This window comes from Janthinobacterium sp. BHSEK, assembly GCF_056174685.1.
The window spans coordinates 16,907-39,638 of record NZ_JBWBYV010000030.1 but is presented as its reverse complement, the minus strand read 5'-3'; the positions used below and the strand labels follow the sequence as shown (position 1 = coordinate 39,638).

General features: G+C 62.1%; 20 protein-coding genes and 1 riboswitch. Of the genes, 7 read left to right on the top strand and 13 right to left on the bottom strand.

The genetic code is table 11. The features are described 5' to 3' along the window. Positions 1-3: 3 nt before the first annotated feature. Together AC0V2Y_RS11690 and AC0V2Y_RS11685 are read right to left on the bottom strand one after the other, a co-directional pair. A complete protein-coding gene (locus AC0V2Y_RS11690; protein WP_475415242.1) occupies positions 4-1,863 on the bottom strand; it encodes a flagellar assembly protein A in 1,860 nt (619 codons plus the stop codon). Between the two features lie 160 nt (positions 1,864-2,023). Then, positions 2,024-2,413 carry a hypothetical protein gene (locus tag AC0V2Y_RS11685; protein WP_475415241.1) on the bottom strand — a complete coding sequence of 130 codons (390 nt, stop codon included), beginning with the start codon at positions 2,411-2,413 and terminating at the stop codon, positions 2,024-2,026. 264 nt (positions 2,414-2,677) lie between these two features. On the opposite strand from AC0V2Y_RS11685, the gene ompR reads away from it, so the two are divergent. Further along, the gene (gene ompR, locus AC0V2Y_RS11680) at positions 2,678-3,379 is read left to right on the top strand and encodes an osmolarity response regulator transcription factor OmpR (RefSeq protein WP_223278807.1); all 702 of its coding nucleotides are present in this window, start codon (positions 2,678-2,680) and stop codon (positions 3,377-3,379) included. A 13-nt stretch (positions 3,380-3,392) separates the two neighbouring features. Then, positions 3,393-4,751: a sensor histidine kinase gene (locus AC0V2Y_RS11675; RefSeq protein ID WP_475415240.1), complete on the top strand. Its 1,359-nt coding sequence runs from the start codon at positions 3,393-3,395 to the stop codon at positions 4,749-4,751. Positions 4,752-4,801: 50 nt separating this feature from the next. Here AC0V2Y_RS11675 and AC0V2Y_RS11670 read toward each other — a convergent pair whose 3' ends face one another. Beyond that, entirely contained in the window at positions 4,802-5,281 is a 480-nt protein-coding gene (locus tag AC0V2Y_RS11670) for an Imm26 family immunity protein (RefSeq protein WP_475415239.1), read from the bottom strand. A gap of 93 nt (positions 5,282-5,374) precedes the next feature. After that, positions 5,375-5,680: a ferritin family protein gene (locus tag AC0V2Y_RS11665; protein ID WP_034750230.1), complete on the bottom strand. Its 306-nt coding sequence runs from the start codon at positions 5,678-5,680 to the stop codon at positions 5,375-5,377. Positions 5,681-5,822: 142 nt separating this feature from the next. Between AC0V2Y_RS11665 and AC0V2Y_RS11660 the strand changes: the two genes are divergently transcribed. The 3 genes from AC0V2Y_RS11660 (at position 5,823) to AC0V2Y_RS11650 (ending at position 11,487) form a co-directional block, all read left to right on the top strand. Beyond that, positions 5,823-6,980, top strand: coding sequence for an iron-containing alcohol dehydrogenase (locus AC0V2Y_RS11660; RefSeq protein WP_475415238.1), 1,158 nt, complete (start codon positions 5,823-5,825; stop codon positions 6,978-6,980). A gap of 66 nt (positions 6,981-7,046) precedes the next feature. After that, a riboswitch (TPP riboswitch) is annotated at positions 7,047-7,144 on the top strand. An 86-nt stretch (positions 7,145-7,230) separates the two neighbouring features. Then, the gene (locus AC0V2Y_RS11655) at positions 7,231-9,378 is read left to right on the top strand and encodes a TonB-dependent siderophore receptor (RefSeq protein WP_475415237.1); all 2,148 of its coding nucleotides are present in this window, start codon (positions 7,231-7,233) and stop codon (positions 9,376-9,378) included. 12 nt (positions 9,379-9,390) lie between these two features. Further along, positions 9,391-11,487, top strand: a complete 2,097-nt coding sequence (locus AC0V2Y_RS11650) for an alpha/beta hydrolase family protein (protein ID WP_475415236.1) — start codon at positions 9,391-9,393, stop codon at positions 11,485-11,487. Here the strand turns inward: AC0V2Y_RS11650 and AC0V2Y_RS11645 are convergent. From AC0V2Y_RS11645 to AC0V2Y_RS11635, 3 genes are all read right to left on the bottom strand, one after another. Further along, entirely contained in the window at positions 11,484-12,068 is a 585-nt protein-coding gene (locus AC0V2Y_RS11645) for an AAA family ATPase (protein WP_475415235.1), read from the bottom strand. The two genes, AC0V2Y_RS11650 and AC0V2Y_RS11645, sit on opposite strands and share 4 nt — an antisense overlap. Further along, positions 12,020-12,631, bottom strand: a complete 612-nt coding sequence (gene pnuC, locus AC0V2Y_RS11640; protein ID WP_475415234.1) for a nicotinamide riboside transporter PnuC — start codon at positions 12,629-12,631, stop codon at positions 12,020-12,022. The genes AC0V2Y_RS11645 and pnuC overlap by 49 nt, the downstream gene beginning before the upstream one ends. 86 nt (positions 12,632-12,717) lie before the next feature. Further along, positions 12,718-13,236 (bottom strand): DUF2867 domain-containing protein, encoded by a 519-nt coding sequence (locus tag AC0V2Y_RS11635; protein WP_475415233.1) that lies wholly within the window; start codon positions 13,234-13,236, stop codon positions 12,718-12,720. A 67-nt stretch (positions 13,237-13,303) separates the two neighbouring features. Here AC0V2Y_RS11635 and AC0V2Y_RS11630 point away from each other — a divergent pair, with 67 nt between their 5' ends. Both AC0V2Y_RS11630 and AC0V2Y_RS11625 read left to right on the top strand, forming a co-directional pair. After that, positions 13,304-13,927 carry a TetR/AcrR family transcriptional regulator gene (locus tag AC0V2Y_RS11630; protein WP_475415232.1) on the top strand — a complete coding sequence of 208 codons (624 nt, stop codon included), beginning with the start codon at positions 13,304-13,306 and terminating at the stop codon, positions 13,925-13,927. 152 nt (positions 13,928-14,079) lie between these two features. Next, positions 14,080-14,481, top strand: a complete 402-nt coding sequence (locus AC0V2Y_RS11625) for a hypothetical protein (RefSeq protein ID WP_475415231.1) — start codon at positions 14,080-14,082, stop codon at positions 14,479-14,481. A 3-nt stretch (positions 14,482-14,484) separates the two neighbouring features. On the opposite strand, the gene AC0V2Y_RS11620 is transcribed toward AC0V2Y_RS11625, so the two are convergent. The 6 genes from AC0V2Y_RS11620 to AC0V2Y_RS11595 are packed head-to-tail and all read right to left on the bottom strand — an operon-like array spanning position 14,485 to position 22,694. Further along, entirely contained in the window at positions 14,485-15,018 is a 534-nt protein-coding gene (locus AC0V2Y_RS11620) for a hypothetical protein (protein ID WP_475415230.1), read from the bottom strand. A gap of 42 nt (positions 15,019-15,060) precedes the next feature. Then, positions 15,061-16,245, bottom strand: a complete 1,185-nt coding sequence (locus AC0V2Y_RS11615; protein WP_475415229.1) for a tetratricopeptide repeat protein — start codon at positions 16,243-16,245, stop codon at positions 15,061-15,063. 4 nt (positions 16,246-16,249) lie between these two features. Beyond that, positions 16,250-17,848, bottom strand: a complete 1,599-nt coding sequence (locus AC0V2Y_RS11610; protein WP_475415228.1) for a tetratricopeptide repeat protein — start codon at positions 17,846-17,848, stop codon at positions 16,250-16,252. Positions 17,849-17,850: 2 nt separating this feature from the next. After that, complete coding sequence (locus AC0V2Y_RS11605) at positions 17,851-19,908, bottom strand: phospholipase D-like domain-containing protein (protein WP_475415227.1); 2,058 nt, start codon at positions 19,906-19,908, stop codon at positions 17,851-17,853. 25 nt (positions 19,909-19,933) lie between these two features. Beyond that, complete coding sequence (locus tag AC0V2Y_RS11600) at positions 19,934-20,365, bottom strand: hypothetical protein (RefSeq protein WP_475415226.1); 432 nt, start codon at positions 20,363-20,365, stop codon at positions 19,934-19,936. After that, positions 20,358-22,694 (bottom strand): type VI secretion system Vgr family protein, encoded by a 2,337-nt coding sequence (locus tag AC0V2Y_RS11595; protein WP_475415225.1) that lies wholly within the window; start codon positions 22,692-22,694, stop codon positions 20,358-20,360. The genes AC0V2Y_RS11600 and AC0V2Y_RS11595 overlap by 8 nt, the downstream gene beginning before the upstream one ends. Between the last annotated feature and the right edge of the window lie 38 nt (positions 22,695-22,732).

Sequence of the window (22,732 nt, the reverse complement as noted above, 5' to 3'; positions counted from 1 at the left end):
ACGCTAGGGCAGCGGCGCATACGTCCAGTCCAGGCTGCCCGTGCTGTCCGCAAACACGGGCTGCGTGGCCGGCGTGGCGCTGCGCAGCAAGGCCTTGATCTCCTTCGGCGGCCGGTCGTAGACCTTGGCCGGTCCGGGCGGCACGACCAGGGCGCGTACCGTCGTCTCACCATCGACCAGGCCCAGGGTGCAGCGCGACTGGCCAGCCGTCGCCTGCCGCTCCTGGCGCAATTGTTCCACCAGGGCCAGCATCTGCGCGTGCAGGATTTCCGACTGTTTGACTTCCACGCGCAGCCGCGCCACCTCTTTCAGGACGGGGGCGATGCGCGTGGCCAGCTTGTCGTATTGCAGCTGTTGCGCCGGCTGCAGCTGCAATTCGCCGCGCCGCAGCTGGCCCGCCAGGGTCAGATAGTTGCGCACCTCGGGCAATTGCGCGATGGCGTCGATTTCCTGCTGGCGCTTGTGCCGCATCTGCTGGTGTTGCGCGGCCTTCGCCAGGCTTTCCGCCATCTTTTGCTCCAGGGCGCTCAAGTCGGGCACCAGCGGGAACAGCAACATCTCCACCTGCTTGCGCGGGCCGGCGCTGCCGATGCGGATGGTGCGCGCCGCCACGGCGCAGCCTTCGGCCAGTTCGATGACGACCTCGTCGGCGATAATTTCGCAATTGCTGGCGCTGTCGATCACCACGCGCGTGCCGGCGATGACGCAGCTTTCCGCGCGCTTCACGTGCACTTCGCCGCTGAGCGCCTGCAGCACGGAACCGGAAGCGACGCCCTCGACGCGCACGTCGCCATGCTCGTTGAACGCCGTGCCGCCCACCAGATTGCGCTGTAGCCATATTAATCCGCCATGCGAGTGCAGATGGCCGTACACATCGCCATGGATGGTGATGTCGCTGCCGTCGAGCTGGCGCTGCTCCTGCACTTCGCCATATTCCTCGTAGGCGGCGCGCAGCTTGAGGTTGCCCGTGGTGCGGCTGCTGACGCCTTCGCGGCTGACGATCTTGTTTTCGATGGAAATCTTGCCGTGCTCATCGACATTCACGTAGCCATCCTGCGTGGCCACGACGAAATCGCCATCGCTGAAGCGCTCGACCGCCGTGCCCACGCCGGCCACCGCCGCCAGGTCCAGTTCCAGCGGCGCGGGCGGCGGCAGCGCCGTGCCGGCCAGGTCGTAGCCGGGCAAGCCGGGGAACGATGGCAGCAAACGCAGCAGGCGCGCATGTTTTTTCACTTGCGGAAAGCGGTTCTTGAAGCTGAGCAGGTCGAGCCGGCCATCGGGACGTTCGCGCGGCGCATCGTCGCGGTGGATGCCTTGCGATACCTCGACCAGCTGGGCGTCGCGCCCCGGCTGCGGCGCCAGCGCCCGCGCCACCGTGATGCGCTCGGCCTTGCCGCTGCCGAGCATGGCGCGCACGGCCGCGCTATCGATGCCGTAGCGTACGCCCTTGCCCCACAGGTCGGCCACCAGCTCGTCGAATTCGCGGCGCGCCGGCACCTGGCCATCCGCGTCAGGAAGCAATGCTTCAAAGTAAAACTCGGCGCTGTCGCCGCGGATCTTGACCTGTTTATACAGCGCGCGGCGCTGGGGCGGGAATGGCGCCACGCGGGCGGCGATGCGCAGCAAGGCGTCGCCCTTGGGCGCGGCGCGGGGCGTGGGGGCATGGAACAGGGTCAGCAGGAACAAACCGTAATCGAGTCCGGCCAGCAGCTGCCCCGACTGGAACAGCTGGTCGACGGCGGCGCGCAACTGCGCCGGCGCCAGCGACAGGTCGAGACACACGCCCTCGCCGCGCTGGACGAGGCCATGCGGCAGGCTGCCTGCGGGCGCCGCATCAGGAACGGGCGTGTCGTCGTCGCTCACCACTTGCCTCCCCCAGCAACAGATTCAGAGAATTGTCTTATTGCACTATAACAATATCACGGGGCGTGGCGCTGTGCCTGGCTGGACAACAATGTTGAGGGCAAAATGCAGACAGGGCCATGTCTTGCGAGATGGCCCTGTCGGATGAGGTGTGCGATGCCTAGCGGCGCGGCGGATTCGAATAGATGTCCTGGCCCACTTCGTTGATCTGGCGGCGCAGGTCGCGGCGCTCGTCGGGCGTCATGCGGCCCGTGCGGCGCGAAGCGTCGGCGCCTTCGTTGGCACGGCGCTGCTCTTCGGCGCGCGTGTCGAAACTGCGTGCGTCACGCTGTTCGCGCAGTCGCGTATCATTGCTATTGCTGCGCTGTACCTGTTCGTACCGCTGGGCCTGCATTTGCTGCTGGTCGTCACGGCGTGGCGGCGGCTGGTTTTGCGCCAGCGCCAGGCTGGCGGCCAACACGGAACAAACGGCAAATGCGGACAGCACAGTCGTACGTGCGGCGATAGCTGCGCTGGGAGCGGCGTGAATTTTTTTAGTAAAGATATTCATTGAGTTCCTCTTCCGCAATGCCGTATAAACTTAAAGCTGATTTCCACTGTGGCCCCAGTGTATGATGCTTTACACGGTGCAGTAAGAGTAATTGGGTAAAGTTTGTAACACTTTGTAATGGGTCGCCACAGCCCCTTGCCGACGCCGCGCGAGGCGTTACTATAGCAACTAATATAAGATAACACGACACCCTAAATGACCACAACCTCCACTACCGGCAGCAATACAACAACGCAATCGATCCACGGCCACCAGGCAAAGATCATGGTGGTCGATGACGATGTGCGCCTGCGCGACCTGCTGCGGCGCTACCTGACCGAACAGGGTTTCAATGTCTTCACGGCAGAGAGCGCGACGGCCATGAACAAGCTGTGGCTGCGCGAACGCTACGACCTGCTGGTGCTCGACCTGATGCTGCCGGGCGAAGACGGCCTGTCGATCTGCCGCCGCCTGCGCGGCGCGGGCGACCAGACGCCGATCATCATGCTGACGGCCAAAGGCGAGGACGTGGACCGCATCGTGGGCCTGGAAATGGGTGCCGACGACTACCTGCCGAAGCCGTTCAACCCGCGCGAGCTGGTGGCCCGCATCGGTGCCGTGCTGCGCCGCAAGGGTCCCGATGAAATCCCGGGCGCGCCGTCGGAAACGCCGCAAACCTTCGAATTCGGCGACTTCGTGCTGGACCTGGGTACGCGCACCTTGAAAAAGAATGGCGAAACGGTGCCGCTGACCACGGGCGAATTTTCCGTGCTGAAAGTGTTTGCCCGCCATGCGCGCCAGCCGCTGTCGCGCGAGAAACTGATGGAACTGGCGCGCGGACGCGAATACGAAGTGTTCGACCGCAGCCTGGACGTGCAGATTTCGCGCCTGCGTAAACTGATCGAACCCGATCCGTCGAGCCCGCTGTTCATCCAGACCGTGTGGGGCCTTGGCTACGTCTTCATCCCGGACGGACAGCCGCGCTGATCGCTGGCGAGGCATGATGAAGCTTGTTCCCGATATCAGCCTGGCGCGGCTGAAAAGCGGCCTGTTCTGGCGCACCTTTTTGCTGCTCGGCACCTTGACCACGGTCAGCATGATCACCTGGATCGGCATGATTTCCGTCATCCAGCGCGAACCGCAGGCGCAGCAGATTTCCGCCCAGATCATTTCCGTCGTCACCATCACGCATGCGGCCCTGACGCACTCGGCGCCCGAGCTGCGCCGCGAACTGCTGTTCGACCTCGTCAGCAACGAAGGCATCCGCATCTTCTCGCTGGAAGAGGACGACCGCATCGAGCCGCCGCCCGACAATTACCTGATGCCCGAGATCGAGGCGCTGGTAAAGGCCAAGCTGGGCAAGGACACGCGCTTTTCCGCGCGCGTCAACGGCGTGGCCGGTTTCTGGGTCAGCTTCAAGATCGACGACGACGAGTACTGGCTGATGCTGGACCGCGAGCGCCTGCGCGGCCTGACGGGCTTCCAGTGGCTGGGCTGGGCCAGCCTGGTATCGCTGCTGTCCCTGCTGGGCGCGGCCATCATTTCCAGCCTGATCAATCTGCCGCTGTCGCGCCTGACGGCGGCCGCGCGCGACATCGCCAAGGGCAAGCAGCCGGCGCCGCTGCCGGAAAAGGGCCCGATCGAAATCATCGAGGCGAACCGCAGCTTCAACCAGATGGTCGATGATCTCAAACAGGTGGAATCGGACCGCGCCGTGATTTTGGCCGGCATTTCGCACGACTTGCGCACGCCGCTGGCGCGCATGCAGCTGGAAGTGGAAATGGCCAACCTGTCGGACGAGGCGCGCGAAGGCATCCAGTCCGATATCGGGCAGATGGACGCCATCATCGGCCAGTTCCTCGACTACGCCAAGCCGACGGAAGCGTCGAGCTTTACCGATGTCGACCTGAGCGGTTTGCTCCACGACATGACGCGCGAAGCGATGCGCCTGCCGGATGTGAAGCTCAACGCCAGCATCGCCGACGGCGCGCATGCGATGGGCAACCCCACCGACTTGCGCCGCGTGCTGAACAACCTGATTGAGAATGCGCGCCGCTATGGCAAGACGCCGGGCAGCGACGTGACGGAAATCGACATCGCCTGCCACGTGCGCACCAGCCACGGCGCGAAAAAGGTCATCATCGAAGTACAGGACCACGGCACGGGCGTGCCGGCGGAAAAGATCGAGCAGCTGATGAAGCCGTTCACCCGCCTCGACACGGCGCGCGGGCAGGCAAATGGCGCAGGCCTGGGCCTGGCCATCGTCGACCGCGTGCTGCTGCGCCACGGCGCCGAATTACAGGTGCGCAACCGCGAAGGCGGCGGCCTGGCGTTTCAGATCAGCTTGCCGGCGGCTTAAGCGGCCTAAGCGGCGGAAACGAACGGCACGGGCGTGCCGTTCCCTGCTGTTCAAACCGGCGCCTGCTCCGGCGTCAGCAATTTATTCATCAGCAATTCCGTCGCCCCGTAGCCGTACAGGGAATCGCTTTCCATGCCCGGCGTATCGAAGGGGATCGATTCCTCGCGGTTCAGCTTGGCAGGATCGGCGTCCGCATAGCTGGCGCGCCAGGCGCGCTGCAGGGATTCATTGCGGCGGATAAAGGCCGGCATGGGCCAGGCATCGCGCTCCCAGTGGAGGCTGTCGCCCAGCAGGGGCCAGCGCTCGTTGAGCAGGGCCATGTCGCCCGTGCGCAGGCGGCGCACGGCCTGTTCCGGCCGCAAGCCTTCCAGCTCTTCCAGTGTGGGCAAAGTGTCGCGCTTCGGCCCGAACATATACGCCAGCATGATGCGCCCGGCAGGCGCCCTGCGCGCCACCACGCCGACGGCATAACCGCCGCCCGGCAGGGGCACGGCAAACCAGCTGCCTTCTCGGTATGGTAATGATTTCATTTCTGCAAACTCCCCCAAAATCGTGTTCGGGGCACAGTCTACGCGAAGCAAAGGCTATGTGGCGCATGGTACGCCACAACAACAAACCAATAGTTACAATATTTTCTCGTCATAGTGATACTGGGCAACAATCGGCCCCGCCTTGAACAGCGCTTCCTTCATGGCCGTATCCAGGCGCGCATCGCGGCGGCGCATCCATTCGAGCAGCATGGCCGCTTCCTTGCGGCTGGTGTCGCCCGCATGCGCCAGCACGCGGCGCAGTTCGGGGTCGGTGCACGCCTCGAAGCGCTGGCTGTTCAAGTCCAGCGCCTGCAGCGCGGCGATGGTGGCGCCGATGGCGCGGTGCATGTCGAGCGCGGTGGCCGGCAAGCCGGATTCTTCCAGTGGGACGGTGGTCATGCGCATTCCTTTTCGCGTGGTGGTGACATCGGCTGCATTCTCCACCGCGCGGGCGAAAAGCTCAAGCGTCCACGACACGATTCCACCCGTTCGGCCATAATCATGGCTCAGCAACAGCCTACACCTCGGCAGCGGGAGCCCCATGTTCAATTTCGACTTTTACAATCCGACGCAAATCCTCTTCGGCCAGGGCCAGATCGCCGCCATCGCCGGCCTGATCCCGCCGCAGGCGCGGGTCCTGATGACCTACGGCGGCGGCAGCATCAAGCAGAACGGCGTCTACGATGAAGTCAGGGCGGCGCTGGCCGGCCACACGGTGCTGGAATTTGCCGGCATCGAACCCAATCCCAGCTATGAAACCCTGATGCAGGCCGTGGCCATGGTGAAAAGCGAGCGCATCGATTTCCTGCTGGCCGTCGGCGGCGGCTCCGTGGTCGATGGCACCAAGTTCATCGCCGCCGCCGCCCTGCACGAGGGCGAGGCGTGGGACATCCTGGCGAAAGGCGGCAAGATCGTCGAGGCCGCCCTGCCCTTCGGCACCGTTTTGACGTTACCGGCCACGGGTTCCGAAATGAATGGCTCGGCCGTGATCACGCGCAAGGCCACGCAGGAAAAGCGCTCGTTCATGAGCCGCAAGGTGTATCCTAAATTTTCCGTGCTGGATCCGTCGAAGACGTTCACCTTGCCGCTGCGCCAGGTGGGCAATGGCGTCGTCGATGCGTTTGCGCATGTGATGGAGCAGTATCTGACCTACCCCGTGAACGCGTCCGTGCAAGACCGCTTCGCCGAAGGCATTTTATTGACCCTGATCGAGGAAGGCCCGAAAGCCCTGTCGCACCCGGACGACTACGACGTGCGCGCCAACGTGATGTGGAGCGCCACCCTGGCCTTGAACGGCCTGATCGGCGTGGGCGTGCCGCAGGACTGGTCCACGCATGCCATCGGCCACGAATTGACGGCCCTGTACGAGCTCGATCATGCGCAGACGCTGGCCATCATCCTGCCCAGCATGTTGCGCGTGCGCAAGCAGGCCAAGCGCGCCAAGCTGCTGCAATATGCGGCCCGCGTGTGGGGCCTCGATGGCGGCGACGAAGACGGCCGCATCGAGGCGGCCATCGCGCGCACGGAATTCTTCTTCCGCCACATGGGCGTCAAGACGCGCCTGGCCGATTACGGCCTGAACCATGCCAGCGTGGACGCCGTCGTGTCCGCCCTGGAAGCGCACGGCATGACGGCACTGGGCGAACAGCGCGAAGTGACGCCGGCCGTCAGCCGCAAGGTGCTGGAACTGAGTCTGTAGATTTCGTCGACACTGTTGTAAAACGGTCGGCCAGGGGGACAGCCGGCCGTGCTTCATGCTAAGCTGTCAGTTCGCTAGGGGTCCTGGAGCAGTCATCCGGGTGAGAGATACCCTTCGTACCTGATCTGGATAATGCCAGCGAAGGAAAGCGCAAAGTACCTCCCTCCTTTGATAGCTCCTGCGTTGGCGCCAGCCGAACAAGCAGCCTGCCGTGCTCTTTCCCAGAGCCGGCTTGAACCACGAGCAATCTATGTCCACACCGAATTTATCTGTTTCCGTCCTGACACTGGCCATCCTGCACGCGTTTGCCGCGCCGGCCTTCGCCGCGAATGACACCACCGAAGCCGCCGACCCGCAGGCGCAAAGCATGGCCGAAGTCGTCGTCACGGCCAGCAAGGCGCCGGCCGCCAAGCGCGCCTCCGTGGGTGGCTTTTCCGACGCGCCGCTGCTGCAGACGCCCGCGTCCGTCACCGTCATTTCGCAAAAAGACATGCAGGACTTGCAAATCCGCAATCTCAGCGATGCCGTCAAGCTCGACGCCAGCATCAACGATGCCTACAACGCCGTCGGTTATGCGGAACAGTTTACGATCCGCGGCTTCAAGCTCGACAACAATTCCAGCTACCGCAAAGATGGCGTGGCCATTCCTGGCGACACGCAAATTCCGCTGGAAAACAAGGAACGCATTGAAGTGCTGAAAGGCCTGGCCGGCTTGCAGGCGGGCGTGGCCGCGCCGGGCGGCGTGATCGACTTCATCGTCAAGCGCCCCACCGCCGCGCCGCTGCGCACGGTGACCGTGGAAACGCGCGAACGGGGCACCTTGTACGGCGCCGTCGACCTGGGCGGACGCCTGGAAGACACGCGCTTCGGCTACCGGGTCAACGTGGCGGCCGAACGCCTGCGCTCCTACATCAAGGGCGCGGACGGCAACCGCAAATTCATTTCCGGCGCCTTCGACTGGCAGATTTCGCCGCAAGCCCTGCTGCAACTGGACGCCGACTACCAGGACAAGGCGCAGGCCACGGCGCCCGGCTTCCAGCTGCTGAACAATAAAACCTTACCGACCGGCATCAGCGCCGACGCCATGCTCAACCTGCAGCCGTGGACGCGCCCCGTGGAAACGATCACGAGCAATATCGGCCTGCGCTTCCAGTACACCTTCAATGACGACTGGCATGCCACCCTGTCGGCCAACCAGCACTCGTTCAAGCGCGACGACTACACGGCCTTCCCGTATGGCTGCAGCGGACAAGACCTGTACCCCGGCTTCTGCGGCAATGGCGATTACGACGTGTATGACTACCGCAGCCTGGGCGAGACGAAAAAGCCGCTGAGCGCGCAAGCCATGATCCAGGGCAAGTTCGCCACCGGCTCGCTACGCCATGACTTCACGGCCGGCGTCTCGACCTTCCGCCGCAAGGACCGCGCCGGCCTGTACGTGTACGACTGGGTGGGCGTGAGCAATATCTACCAGCCGCAGATCGTCGGCACGTCGCCCGGCGTCACGGGTCCCGTGCGCCTGGTGCGCAAGGATACGGAAAACTCCGTCTTCGTGCAGGATATCGTCAGCCTGGCGCCGAACTGGAAACTGCATGGCGGCTTGCGCCATATCAATGTCGACGGCTACCAGTACGTGCTGAAGGCCGACACGGAAATCCGCGCCAAGCACGATTTCCTGCTGCCGAACGTCTCGCTCGTCTACACTCCGCTCGACAATGTGTCCGTGTATGCGGCCTATTCGCAGGGCATGGAACATGGCGGCACGGCCGACCGCAAGGCGATGAATGCCAACGAAGAGCTGTCGCCGAGCCGCTCGAAGCAGATCGAATTGGGCGCCAAGATGGATGTGACGCCGGACTTCATGCTGGCGGCCAGCCTGTTCCAGATCCGCAAGGGCCTGGAATTCCAGAACACGGCCGGCTACTTCGTGCGCGAAGGCCAGGCCCAGCACCGGGGCCTGGAATTGTCGGCCCAGGGCAAGGCATCGTCCAGCCTGAGCCTGGGCGCTTCCGTGACGGCCCTGAACAGCCAGCAGTCAGGCACGGGCAATGCGGACCTCGACGGCAAGCGCGTGCCCAACGTGCCCGCCTTCAAGGCGGCAGTGCATGCGGACTACGCCGTGCAACAGGTGGCGGGCTTGAGCGTGAACGGCAGCTGGGAATATGCGGGCAAGAAAGCGTTTGAGTACAACAACACGACCTTCGTGCCGTCATACCACGTGTTCAACCTGGGCGCCGCTTACGCCACGCGCATCGCCGGCACGCGCGCCGTGCTGCGCGCCGCCGTCAACAACGTAGCCGACAAGTTCTACTGGCGCGATGTGACGCCGGAGTCCGACGGCTACCTGTACCCGGGCGCCAGCCGCACCTTCAAGGTGTCGGCGCAGTTCGATTTTTAATTCCTGTAAAGATTGATCCTGGGCGCAAGAGACCTGGCACGGGGACGACGGCGAGGATGGCGAGGAAGCTGGAAATATTTCCTAATAGAAATTGATTTTATTGCTACAATAAATATCATTATTTGCAACTACCCACCCTTGCCGATGCCTACATTGCCACGCGCCTTGCCCTTACTCGTCGCCGTCCTGTTCCCGACTTTGGCGGCCAGCGCTGCCTGGTCGGCAGAGCGACTCATCCCCATCGAACACTTCACCAAGCGCGATGCCGTCAGTAAGCTGCGGCTTTCGCCAGATGGCAAGCATTTGGCCGTGACGGTGCAAGTTCCCCAGGGTGAACGCATGGTTCCCACCATCGGGATCTACAGCCTGCCCGAGATGCAACTGGTCGGCACGCTGCGCCTGCGTATCTTTGAAGTGCCGATGAGCTACTTCTGGCTGAACAACCGGCGCCTCGTCATGCGCAAGGGCGAGGAACAAGGCTCCCTCGAAAAGCCCATGTCGACGGGAGAAATCCTCGCCTTTGACCTCGACGGCAACAAGCAGGAATATTTGTATGGCTATGAAATGTTTCGCTCATCAAGCCGCGGACAGTATCAGGATGATTATGGCTACGCCTATATCAATACCATTCCCCGGCCGCGCACGGGTCATGTCTTTCTGTCCGCCCAGGACTGGGATCGCGACCGCTCGATGCTGTATGACGTGGACAGCAAACAGGGCGTGCGCAAGCTGATCGCCAATATTGCTGCGCCGCGGCTGAGTTACATCTTGCAGAATAATCAGGTGCCACGTTTTGCCTATGGCTGGAACGACGAGCTCACTCCCATCTTGTATCGCTATGACGATGCCAGCAGCGAATGGCGTCTGCATACGATGCAAAAAGGCAGGAATTTCATTCCATTCCAGTTCACGCCGGACGACAGCGCGTTTTTCGCCTTTCAGAACAACGATAACGGCCCGTATTCGCTGATACGTCAAGAACTTGCCAGCGGCAAACAAACTGTCCTGGCGCAGGATGCCGTCGGCGACGTCAGAACTGCCATGCTGGCGCCCGACGACACGCCATTTGCCGTCGTCATCGACATCGGCAGGCCACGCACCGTGTACGTCGATCCTGCCAGCGATAGCGCCAGACTGCACCAGCAATTGAGCGCCTCGTTTCCGGACGATCATGTCCAGTTCATCAATTTCACGGACGATGGCGCCACCTTGCTGTTTGCCGTTTCCAACGACCGCGATCCGGGCAGCTATTACCTGTATCACAAAGCCAGCAACAAGGCCGACCTGCTGTATGCGACCATGGCCGACATCGATCCGGAACAGATGGCCCCGCGCCGGCCGATTGCCTTCAAGGCACGTGACGGACTGGACCTGCATGGCTACGTGACCATGCCGAAGCATGCTCCCGGCGTCAAGCTGCCTCTGGTGGTGATGCCCCATGGCGGCCCGCACGGCATCGCCGACACCTGGTATTTCGATAGCGACGCCCAATTCCTTGCCAGCCGCGGCTATGCGGTGCTGCAGGTAAATTACCGTGGCTCCGATGGTCGCGGCGAGCGGTTCCGGCGCGCCGGCTATCGCCAATGGGGTACGCTGATCCAGGATGACATCCTCGACGGCCTCGCGGCCGTACTGGCGCAGGGTGAAGTCGATGCCAGTCGCGTCTGTTCGTATGGCGCCAGCTTCGGCGCGTATGCGGCCATGATGCTGCCTGTCCGTGCGCCTGGCGCCTTCAAATGCGCGATTGGCTATGCCGGCGCGTATGAACTGAAGCTGCTGCAGGACGCCCCCATGACGCGCCGCCTCAAGTATGTGCGGCGCGAGTTCCAGGACTATCTGGGCGAGGATACACGCGAACTCGATGCCATTTCACCGAGCCAGCAAGCGCAGCGGATCAAGGTGCCGGTGTTGCTCATCCATGGCGACAAGGATGAGACCACGCCGCCCGTGCAGGCCGAGCTGATGCGCAAGGCGCTGATTGCCGCCAATAACGCGCCCGAATGGATGATGGTGGAAGACGAGGGGCATGGCTTTTACAAGACGCGCAACGCCACCGCGATGTATCGGAAACTGGAAGCATTCCTGCACCAGCATATTGGCAGGCCTTAACGCTGCAGGACTGCCGCAGCCCCCGCCATCCAGCCGTCAACCTGCTTCAAGCGCTGCGCGAGTGGACCGTTGACCAGCAGGTAGGCGATGCCGCGCGCGTCCAGCTCGTCGAGCAGATAGCGGTAGATCAGCTGGCGCACGACTTCCGATTCGCGCTGCAAACCGTCTGGCGTCCAGGGGCTGTCGGGGGCAGTCACGATGGTCGCGTGGTATTGATGGCCGGCGGCCAGCGCCGCCAGTTGCGCATCGGCGCCATTGAAATAATGGCGGCTGTAGACCAGCGTCATCAAGGGCGTCGTGTCGCAGAACAGGAAGTGACGGGCTTGCGCGGCGGCCGCGTCTTCGCGTTCAACTTGCGTACGCGCAATCCCATACTGGTCTTCCGCCACAGGCACCCTGCCCTGCGTGGCGACGAACTCACGTAAATACTCGGGCACCCAGACGGTGCCGTAGCGCTCGGCCAGGGCCGCCGCCAGGGTCGACTTGCCCGACGATTCCGCGCCCAGGATGGCCACGCGCACGCAGCGGCCCGTCACTTGAGGACCATCGCGCCGGGCGCGGCCGGGGCCGACTTCTTCCACGCCAGCAAGCCGATAACGGCCATCACCACGAAGAAGGCGTACAGTACGGCCGTCAGGGTCAGGCCCTTGTGCACATACAGCCACACATACAGCACGTCGACGATGATCCAGGCGATCCAGTTTTCCAGTTTCTTGCGCGACAACAGGAATTGCCCCACCAGGCTGCCTGCCGTGAGGAAACCATCCGCATGGGGCACGTCCGTGTCCGTCGTCGTCAGCAGCCAGGCGATGAGCAGGAAACCGGCCAGCCAGCCCGCGGCGCAGGCCAGCCAGCCGCGGCCATCGAGGCGCGTGACGGGCAGGGTCTTGCCGCCGCTGGCCGGATGCAGCCACTGGTACCAGCCCCAGAACGAGACGCTGATGAACAACAGCTGCAGGGCCATGTCGCCATACAGGCGCGACTCGAAAAACACGAATCCGTAGGCGGCCGAGGAAATGATGGCGAACAGCCACGCCCAGTGATTCTGGCGGATGTTCAGCGCAACGGTTGTCAGTGCCAGGACAAAGGAAATCAGTTCAAGCGGCGTGGTGGCAAAACCCAGCAGGAGAAGCGTATCGTTCATGGGAATCGTGATGAGGCTGGTGGTGCAGTATGCAATACCGGCCATGAATAAGCAAGATTGCCCTTGCCGTCCGCCCCCTCCCCGCCTCAGGCGAAGCCTGCCCTGGCGGCGCGCGCCAGCGAATGCCGCACGATCAGCTTGTGAAACGGGCGGATCAGCAGGATGTAGGCGCGTCCCACCCAGTTGTGGCAATGCACGACGCTGGAAACGGTGACGTTGCCATGCCGACCCTCGTCGCGGTTGCGCAGCACGGACAGGCGGAAATCGAGATGGCTGTCGTCCTCGCCCAGGATGATCTCGTCGTCGCTGACGGCATAGATGCGGAAGATGCCGATGCGCTTGCCGGGCCGCGCTTCCATCTGTTTTGCCGTCCGGATGCCGAAACGCGCCACGATGGCGTCGCGCAGCACCATCAGCTTGCGCGCCCAGCCCGGCTGCCTGCCCAACAGCTGGCGCGCCAGGCTCTGCATGTCCATCTGGCGCGCCTGCGCCGTCGGCAAGTCGACGGCGTACGCATCGGCCAGGTTGCTGCCGGGATACAAGGGGGCGATGCTGGCGCCGGGCGGCAAGTCCACGGTGCGGACGGCAATGTTCATCTCATGCATGTGCTCTCCATGTTTTCAGTGATAACATGCCCATCATACACGACAATGTGAACAGCGATAACATAGAATGACAACAACGAGCACCTATCATCACGGCAACTTGCGCGACACCCTGGTCGCCACCGTCATCGCGCAACTGGCGCAGCAGCACGACGCCGCCCTGTCGCTGCGCGAACTGGCGCGCACGGTGGGCGTCTCGGCCGCCGCCGTGTACCGCCACTTCCCCAGCAAGGAAGCCCTGCTGGCCGAGGTGGCGGCGGCCGGCTTCGCCAGCCTGATACAGAAATGGGAAACGCAGCTGCCGCCGCCGGGCAGCCTGGCCGCCGAACAGCGCTTTCAATTGCTGGGCCAGCAATACATCGAATTCGCCCTGGCCGCGCCCGCCCACTACCGGCTGATGTTCGAACACCAGGACGTGCGCCAGTTCCCCGCCCTGCAGGAAGCGGCGCAAGCGTGCTTTCAATATGTGCTGCAGACGGCGGGCGCGGCCGTGCGCGAAGCGGGCCTCGATCCCCGCTGGGACAAGGCCGCCGCCAGCGCCGGCTGGTCGCTGGGCCACGGCTACGTGATGCTGCTGTTGAGCGGCCGCCTGGCCATGGCGGACGGCGGCGACGCGCTGTCGCCGGCCATGGTGCCGCGCTTCTTCCAGTTGCCGGTGGAGGCGCTGTGGCAGGCCGATGAAAAACAGTGATGGCTGTACAGATGAACAGACATCGCAAGATGAGTCCCCCCTACTTGATACATTGTTGATTTATGCAGGATATTTCAATCGACACGCTCTCCGTGATCGCCAGGCAATGCATTGCCGTCACGTGCCTGCAACGTTTTTGCCGGCGCTTTGATATGGATCATCCCGCCCTGGCCGCGTTCGCCGCTCACGTGTGGAAAGTGGCGCAACTCGCGCCTGGAGGGTTTGCAGCCTGGGAACGGGGCTTTGCATCCCTGGCCGTGACGGGCATGGGCGATCCCTGGCCGGAAGACGTGCGCGCGGCACTGCCCGGGCACCTGCTGGGCACGCTGGAAGCACTGGTGCAGCATGTGCTGGAAACGAGCGCCTGCACCTGGCATGGCGATGACCTTGCGGCAAGCAGGCGCCAGCTGGAAGCCGTCTTTGCCATCTGCGTCCGGCATGACGTGGCGCTACCGCAGTTTGGGCACTATGCGCAGCACGATGCGGCGCTGCGCGGCAGCTGGGGGCCGGCGCTCACGGACGGGGAAGTGAAGGCCTGGCAAGCCCTGATATAACGTTCACGCCAGAAGGTCTTGGCGCACCTGTTCGAGCAGGCGCTCCTCTTCATCCGTATCGGCATCGATTTGCGTGACCACGGTCCAGAACGGCGCGCACGTCTTGATCTGCTCGAAGGCATGGCTCGTTTCCAGCCGCACCATGGTTTTCCTGAGGCTGTGCAGATAGCCTTCCTCGATGGCGCAGAGCAGCTCGTCATCGGCGGCGTCGATCAGCTCGCTTAAAGCATCTTCGATCCTTGCATGCCCCTCCTCCCACAATTGCCCGATTTCCGGCACGTCGGCTTCCATGCACTCGTTCGACCAATCAGGAGGATAGTAATCGCGCGCCCTGTTACCGGGATCGGTATCAAAGCTCAGCGAAATGGAAGGGAACGATACGGCGTTGAAGGCAAAGGCTGAAAATGCCTGATCCTTGAAAGCGGACGCGCCCAGCAGCGCCAGCGATGCGCTGGCCAGCCTGAACCAGGTTGCCTCGACGTCGTAGGCTGTTTCAAACGCGTGCCAATCCGGCGGCAAATCGGGAGTCTGGGGCATGGGAACCTGTCGAAAAAGAATAGCGGTGGATAGTGCGCGGAATTATACGTGGCGCAGGCAATGCGGCAGGTCGTGGCGCGTGAACAGTGCGGGGCCATGCCGGAACCGCAAACCGGCGGGACGCAGCGCATAGTCGTCGGCCAGGAAATATGGTTTTTGTAACAGCGCGGCGGCGCTTGGCTGCGGGATGGGTGGCGGCGGACGGACGCCCATTGCCGCGTCAAGCAGGCTTTTTCGTTGACCATCCCAAGGCGGCAGATCAGCCGGTGGCAATGGCAGGACTTTATCGAGGTTGGGAAAACGGCGATTGGGGTTGAAGCCGAGGGCACGACTAAGTACGCCGTAACGTTCCGCTCGCGCCTTATCAATATACGGAACCAGCATATTTGCGAGATCAAATGGATCTCCGAATTCAATCTTGAGTTTGTTTGCGCATTTCTCGCAGCCCAGCCTTACTCCGGTATGTAATACTTGCAACGCACGTTCTTTGGTTTCAGTTGTTCTTTCCCCATCAGACGTGCCGTCAGGCGTTCTTACTACAACATATAAATAAGATAAATCATATGCGGATGGGCCATATCCCTGCCCCAGCGCGCATTCCATCATCTTGATTGCCACAGGAATGTTCCCCCACATTTCAGCACCTGGATAATCCTTCCCCGCAGTGAGTTTTTCTCCTAAAAAACCCAGCGCTTGCGGGTTACCCATCTGCGCAGCCTTTTGCCAAAAGGCATAAGCACGAGTGATGTCGCCGTTGACTCCGGTGCTATTCGCAAAATACGTCCCCATCCTGTCATAGGCGGCCGGTATGCCGAGCCGCATCGCCTTTTCCACCAGTTGCACCGCTTCTTCCTCACCATATAGAGGATCGCGTCCTTCCACATACAGGCTGGCCAGATTGAGCATCGCCTTCCAGTGCAACCGCTCTGCCGCTTGACGCGTCAGATCAACGATTTTTTTGTAATCGCGGTCTTCCACGGCAATTTCGGGATCTTCCATGGCGCGCGCTTCAAGGAACCAGTCCTCGGCTTGCGCATCAATGGGCGGTACCTTGCTCGCCTCGGTTTCGCAAATGAAGTCGGGAACATGCGGATTGAAGAGCGGCAGGCTCTGGTTACGTGGCAAGACTTTGTCGTCTGGCATTTTGCAGGCAAGCAGGCAGCACAAGACAATCAGCGACGCAAAGCGTCCTCTCGCGGCAGCCATGCTGGATTGATTGCTATCCATTGCCTTATCCAAGAGCAGGAAGGGACGCATCCATCAAATGCCACGTCACCTCGTCGTCAGGCAAGTCCAGCAGCCAGTCGCGGCGTGGTCGCGGGAATGGCGCGCCCTGGTTCAGCCACGCCTGGCGCCAGTACTGGTTGACGATGGCCTGCAGCGGATGGTCGGCAGCCACCCACGGTTGCCAGACGCCGCTGACCGGACAGACCTGGTCGCAAGCGCAGCTCAACAAAGGCTCGGGCCGCGCCACCTCGCGCAGCAAACCGCGCGCCGCGCGCGGCTCCACGGCGCCATGGTTGTGCCGTATCGTCAGGCACGGCTCCCACGTCACAGAGCCATAACGGCTCTTGCCAGCGGCATCGAGCACGCTGAAATGGCGGAACGCTTCGCCTTCACTGAACAGCCGGGCCGGCTCCGTCAAACCCTGCCCACCGGCGGGTTGCCAGTATGCGGAAAACGGCGCAGTCGGTGCGTCGCTGTGCAAGCCGGTGAGACGCAGCGCATAATCGGCGGCCAGGAAGTACGGTTTTTGTAATAGCGCGGCGGCGCTTGGCTGCGGAGTGGCTGGCGGCGGACGGACGTCCATGGCGGCGTCAAGCAGGCTCTTTCGTTGACCATCCCACGGCGGCAGATCGGCCGGTGGCAATGGCAGGATTTTATCGAGGTTGGGAAAGCGGCGATTGGGGTTGAAGCCGAGGGCACGACTAAGTACGCCGTAACGTTCCGCTCGCGCCTTATCAATATACGGAACCAGCATATTTGCGAGATCAAACGGATCGCCGAATTCAATCGTGAGTTTGTTTGCGCATTTCTCGCAGCCGAATGCTACGCCCTCATGTAGAACTTTAAGAGCAAGTGCTTTAGTTTCTGGCGTACGCGGTCCGCTAACTCTCCCTGTGGCCATTCTCGGGGAGGCATACATGTAAGATAAATTATATGCAACTGGTCCGTACCCTTGGGAAAATGCACATTCCATCATTTTTATTGCAACAGGAATATTAGCCCAATACCCTCCGCCTTCATTTGCAGGACCTACATTTAGTTTATCTGACAAAAAATCCATCGCTTGGGGATTACCCATTTGCGCCGCCTTTTGCCAAAAGGCATAAGCGCGAGTGCTGTCGCCGTCAACGCCGGTGCCATTCGCATAATACGTTCCCATCCGGTCATAGGCCGCCGGTATACCCAGCCGCATCGCCTTTTCCACCAGTTGCACCGCTTCTTCCTCACCATATAAAGGATCGCGTCCTTCCACATACAGGCTGGCCAGGTTAAGCATCGCCTTCCAGTGCGAACGCTGCGCCGCTTGACGCGTCAGATCGACGATTTTTTTGTAATCGCGGTCTTCCACGAAAATTTCAGGATCTTCCAAGGCGCGCGCTTCGAGGAACCAGTCCTCGGCTTGCGCATCGATGGGCGGCACCTTGCTCGCCTCGATTTCGCAAATGAAGTCGGGAACATGCGGATTGAAGAGCGGTAGGCTTTGGTTACGCGGCAGGACTTCTTTCGTGTCGTTTGACATTTTGCAGGCACCTAAAATGAAAATCAGGAAAACTGCCAAGATAAAAAAAGGCAGGGGAAGAGGGAAATTTTTATACTTTTTCATGCTCATCCCAAACGTATCGTGGAACTGCGTCTATCTTCCAAGGGGAGCAAGAAGCCGGTCATTTTCTTGTGGTCCGCACTTGCAGAATCAGATTTTTTCCTGCCACGGTTTTCTCCCATCAACTCCACCCACTTCCGATAAGCAGCTATAATTTCCGCCTTCGTCCCCGCCCCGCCATCAACCAATCCCCCGCTATGCATGCGCCACACCCGCTTGCGCAAATCGCGGGCCACGCGGTGATCGTCGGTGGCGATATTGATCTCGCTGTCGACGGCCATGCTGCGCTGGTTCAGGTTGGCGCTGCCCAGCGTCATGAACGCGTCGTCGACCAGCATCAATTTGGAATGGATGTAGATTTCACGGTAGCGCCAGCGGTCCTTGTCAAACGCGCTGACGTTGAGCATGGCCACCGACACCTTCAGCCCGAATTCGCTTTCGAGCGTCATCGCGCCGGGTTTGTTGATGCCGTTGGCATGCTGCACCACGTCGGGCAACTTGACTTCCGCCTCGGTGGAAATGCCGAATCCGGCCCTGACACGCCGGGTTTTCGGTCGCTTGTTGTAGTCGTCGATCATGGTGTTTTGCCCCGTCATGCCAGCGTGCTGCCCCAGTGCCGCCAGCGTGTCGTGGGTGCGCGGCACCATCTGCGCGCGCTCCGGCACGGGAATGACGATGAACACGTGCATGACCGGCATATCTTCAAGGCTCTTGCCCGCCTTGACACTGCCGGCCTTCCAGGCGGCGACCACCTTCTTGCGCTCGGCCAGCAAGTGCCGGGCCCATTCTTCATACTGGAAATACTGGTTTTCCACGTACAGGTAGCCGGCCGCCAGGCTGGCCTGGGTCACGGCGCGAAAATAGGTTTCCTTGATCGTCTTGTCTTGCTCCTCGGGCTGCGTCAGAACGATCTGCACGGTGGAGTCGCTTGGTCCGGCCTTATCCAACAGCCGCGCCGGTGGGCTGCCACATGGCAACTCCCGGCTAACACAGTCGGTGGAAGCCGAACGCGTGCGGTCGTCGATCGCGCGGTCCCATGCCTTCACGAAATTGTTGTAGAGCGCGATCAGCGCCTTGCCGCCGTCGATGCGGCAGGCGTAATCCTGATAGGGCTTCAAGGTGGCGAAGCCGCCGTCCTCGGCCACTCCCTGCACACACTCGCGCCGCTCGTTGACGCCGCCCTGTTCGCGGCGCGTATCGTCGAGCAGATGGGCCGTCGTGTCCCAATAATCGGTCACCGAGTTCAGGCCCATCACGTAACCGACGGCCTTGGCGCCCTCTTCGTGATCGAAATCGATCAGGACCGGCTTCTGGTGGTGCGTGCCCAGGTATTGCATGCCGGGCTTTTCAATTTCCCCCATCGTCAAGCCGTGCGGCTGGCTTATTTCGGTCGCGATACTCTTGCTGATCGCGGTGCTGTCGCCGTGCCGCAAACGAATCTCCAGGCCGCCAAACAGGCCCTTGAACGCGGCCGCATACCAGCTGTGACAATATTCTTGACGCGCCATCATCGGCATATCCTCGGTCCGGACGTACTCGCCCCAATAACCATTGCCTGCAACCGGTTTCTTTTTTTGGACCGCATCGTGCAACATCGCCAGGCTGGCTTTGGCGCTGATGTCATCAAAGCGTTGTCCATCGGTTTTCCATGATGAGGTGCCGTGCGAATAGCCCGGCATATTGCGCACCATCGGCGAACCGATCCGGTCATGCCAGACCAGCAGGCGTACCCTGACGTGCCGCCGTGCGGCGGCGATCAGCAAATCACCAAAGGTTTCGCCACGCGGCCAGGTGGCGCTGCTGCCGCGCACCAGTTCCATGCCCGGATCGAAACCCCAGCAGCACAGGTCGATCGAATGTTTAGCCTTGGCGATCTCGCCGGCGATGTCGGCGAACCCTTCCTGTCCGCAAATGAACAGTGTCAGCTTGCTGTTATGCGTAATCGGATGAGTGGCCTTGCCCTTCAGGTTGCGGTTTTCCAGCAGCCACTGGAGCGAACTGGTCGCAGTCCGTCCGACTTCGTCGATATGGGTGGTTTCGATGCGGCCGCTCGATTCCGGCATGGCGCTCTCCAGTCAGTGTCGTGCATCATTGAACCCCGCGGCCGTCGGCCGTGTCGTCGAACGCGCGCCAACCGCGGTTCGACAGCTTGTGTTCGCCGTCCGGCGCCGCGTCCGGGTCAAAGCGTGCGCTCGCTTGCAATGAAAACTCTTCGCCATTGCCAAGGACGACACGGTAGCGCGGCGTGCCATCCTGATGCGCGATCAGGATGCGGCCGAATTCGTCGGTCAGGCCTTGCTCGACTTCGGCTTCCCCGTTGTACAGCGTGTACGGCACCTGCGCGTATTGCCCGCCATCCGCATGGGCCTGTATCGTATGCTGCAACTGCCCCGCTGCCGGCGCGATGGGCGGCTCCTGCTCCGGTTGCGGCCGGTTCTTGGGGGCCAAGGTTTCCAGGTTTCCATGGAACAGCGTCGGCGACGCGGTAAAAAACTGGACCTTGTCGCTAATTTCAAGCATGCAGGCGCACGCCTTTGCGGCCGCGAATATTCACCCAGTCCGTCTGACTGATCAATTCCAGCACCTTGTTGGCGACGATATCGACCGCATCGGTTTGCGCCGCGATCTGCACCGGGCCAGCTGCGGCGATCAGTTTCATGCCAGCCTTGTGGACGAACAGGCGGAACGCTGCGCCGATGCTGGCGAACAGGCCGCCGCCGGCCGCCAGCGACAGGTCGCGCCCGGACGTCAGCGCAGTGTGCTCGGCGCTGGCGATGTGCGTCGATTGCGCGGTCGTCGTTTCGATACCGGCCGGACTGGCCAGCACCAGATGCGGCTTGGATAGTTCGGGAAATGCGCTTTCGCCACTGCCGGCACCACCCTTGATCCCGGCATGCTGGGCATTGAGCACATCGGCGGCGGCACCCTGCTGGGCGGCGCTTTCTTGCGCGCCGTAATGCTGCGCCAGGGCGGCAAGCGCCTTGTGCCGCTCAGCAGCCTCGGCCAACCGGCGCAAGGTTTCATCCATGCTCTTGATATGCGAGGCGGCGCCAGGGCGCGCTTCGGTGGTCAGCAACATGCCGCGCCCGGCCCGCGCCACGCCCCAGGCGTCTGACGCCAGTTCCCAGCCCTCGCCACGCGCATCCTTGCGCCCGCCGGCGTCTTCGATGCGGCTGATGCAGCCGAGCGACAATTGGCTGTGCTGATGATCGCTTTTCAGTTGCGCCTGGATGCGCTGGTGCGTGTCGTCGAACACCAGCTGGTTGCCGCGCACGCCGCAGCCGCCGCCAGGCATCAGCTCGGCGCTGCGCCAGCCGCCCAGCATGCGTTGCCCCGGCAAATTCCACGGCGGCGCATGGTTGCCGTTGTACACAGCACCGACGATGACGGGACGGTCGATATTGCCGTCGAGAAACTGGATCAGCACTTCCTGGCCGATGCGCAGCAGCGCGATCTGGCCAAACGCCTGGCCCGCCCATGGCGTCATGACCCGGATCCATGGCGAACTGCCCGCGTCGAACTTGCCCAGCCGGTCCCAGTGAAATTGCACCTTCACCCGGCCCAGCCCGTCGGTATGGATGGTTTCGCCTGCCGGCCCGGTGACGATCGCCGTCTGCACGCCCGGCAAGGCGCAAGGTGTGCTGTTGAACTGCCGCCCCGGATACCAGCGGATGCTCTTGCGGATGCAGTTAAACCGGTTTTCATAATGCGACTTCGCGCCCGTGCCTGCCTGGTAATTGTTGCTGGCGACGTGATCGACCGACAGGATCAGGTATTCGCGCGCGCCGATGTCCGGGCGCGCCGCCTCACCTCTGGCCGGCATGGATTGCTGGGCGCTGAAGTGTCCGCCCAGCGTGAAACTGCGCCCGGCCTGGGCGCAGCGGTGATTGCCGCCCGCTTCGAAGTATTGCGCCTGGCAGTTCTGCTCCTGCAGGCGGCGTTGCGCCAGCGCTTCGCCGTCGCCCATGCCGGCATAGCCATAGCCGGTGTTTTGATACAGTTCATGGGCAAACACGTCGCCCTGCTGGTGCAGCGCATAGCCGCTGGCGCGGCTGGCATACGGATGCTTGTAGTTGAAGCTGGCCAGCGTGAGCGAGCCTGAGGCGATCTTGCGTATTGCCTGCCAATCGCGTATGCCGTCGCGCTCCAGCGAGCCGGCGCCGCTGCAAAACACCATCTCGTCGGCTTCGCTGGCATGGCCGTCGCCTGGATCGATGCTGTCGCTCAGCCAGGTATTGTCGCCCAGACAGAGCGTATGGCCGTCGGCGCGATGTTCATACCAGTAATGAATACCCTGGTCTTCCCAGCGCCGGTGCAGATGGTTGTAATCGGTTTCATTATGCTGGTTGGCGCAGCTTAATATCGCTTTTTCCTCATGCAGCCGGTTTTGCCAGTCGCGCTGCAAATAATGATTGAAGGTCGTTTCACTGATGTCGATGACCGTGCGTTCGTGGAACGAAACGTTGTCCATGCGCAGCCTGGACAACGCCAGCCAGGGTTGCAGCACCATCTGGTAGAAGGCGAAACCGCCATCGCTGCGCAACAGGCGAAATTCGCCGACGTAACCATTAAAATAGCGCAAGCTGCCGTCATCGCGCACCATCGAAATCGTGACCATGCGTCCCATCATCGCCGTCAGGGGAACGTGGAGATTGTCGGACAGCACTTCGACGTCGAAGCGGAAGTCGCGTGACATTTCCTCGTGTGCCCGCAAGCTGTTGACCAGCAGCGCGGTGTCGGGCGGACCGTCCTCGCGCGGAAAATCCATGCGCAGCAAGCGGCTGTCCTGAACTTGTCTGCCCGCGCCGAAAAGGCGCGCAAGATCGGCTGCCAGCTCGCCATCATCCATATTGCCTCCATCGCATAGTTTCCCTGGTCCATGCTAAC

Bases quoted from the DNA above. Each gene is read 5' to 3' on its own strand.
- AC0V2Y_RS11610 (WP_475415228.1), bottom strand. From the start codon at position 17,848: ATGAAAAAGTATAAAAATTTCCCTCTTCCCCTGCCTTTTTTTATCTTG.
- AC0V2Y_RS11655 (WP_475415237.1), top strand. From the start codon at position 7,231: ATGTCCACACCGAATTTATCTGTTTCCGTCCTGACACTGGCCATCCTG.
- AC0V2Y_RS11625 (WP_475415231.1), top strand. From the start codon at position 14,080: ATGGATCATCCCGCCCTGGCCGCGTTCGCCGCTCACGTGTGGAAAGTG.
- AC0V2Y_RS11630 (WP_475415232.1), top strand. From the start codon at position 13,304: ATGACAACAACGAGCACCTATCATCACGGCAACTTGCGCGACACCCTG.
- AC0V2Y_RS11615 (WP_475415229.1), bottom strand. From the start codon at position 16,245: ATGGATAGCAATCAATCCAGCATGGCTGCCGCGAGAGGACGCTTTGCG.
- AC0V2Y_RS11635 (WP_475415233.1), bottom strand. From the start codon at position 13,236: ATGCATGAGATGAACATTGCCGTCCGCACCGTGGACTTGCCGCCCGGC.
- AC0V2Y_RS11605 (WP_475415227.1), bottom strand. From the start codon at position 19,908: ATGCCGGAATCGAGCGGCCGCATCGAAACCACCCATATCGACGAAGTC.
- AC0V2Y_RS11665 (WP_034750230.1), bottom strand. From the start codon at position 5,680: ATGACCACCGTCCCACTGGAAGAATCCGGCTTGCCGGCCACCGCGCTC.
- pnuC (WP_475415234.1), bottom strand. From the start codon at position 12,631: ATGAACGATACGCTTCTCCTGCTGGGTTTTGCCACCACGCCGCTTGAA.
- AC0V2Y_RS11660 (WP_475415238.1), top strand. From the start codon at position 5,823: ATGTTCAATTTCGACTTTTACAATCCGACGCAAATCCTCTTCGGCCAG.
- AC0V2Y_RS11620 (WP_475415230.1), bottom strand. From the start codon at position 15,018: ATGCCCCAGACTCCCGATTTGCCGCCGGATTGGCACGCGTTTGAAACA.
- AC0V2Y_RS11670 (WP_475415239.1), bottom strand. From the start codon at position 5,281: ATGAAATCATTACCATACCGAGAAGGCAGCTGGTTTGCCGTGCCCCTG.
- ompR (WP_223278807.1), top strand. From the start codon at position 2,678: ATGGTGGTCGATGACGATGTGCGCCTGCGCGACCTGCTGCGGCGCTAC.
- AC0V2Y_RS11600 (WP_475415226.1), bottom strand. From the start codon at position 20,365: ATGCTTGAAATTAGCGACAAGGTCCAGTTTTTTACCGCGTCGCCGACG.
- AC0V2Y_RS11595 (WP_475415225.1), bottom strand. From the start codon at position 22,694: ATGGATGATGGCGAGCTGGCAGCCGATCTTGCGCGCCTTTTCGGCGCG.
- AC0V2Y_RS11675 (WP_475415240.1), top strand. From the start codon at position 3,393: ATGATGAAGCTTGTTCCCGATATCAGCCTGGCGCGGCTGAAAAGCGGC.
- AC0V2Y_RS11685 (WP_475415241.1), bottom strand. From the start codon at position 2,413: ATGAATATCTTTACTAAAAAAATTCACGCCGCTCCCAGCGCAGCTATC.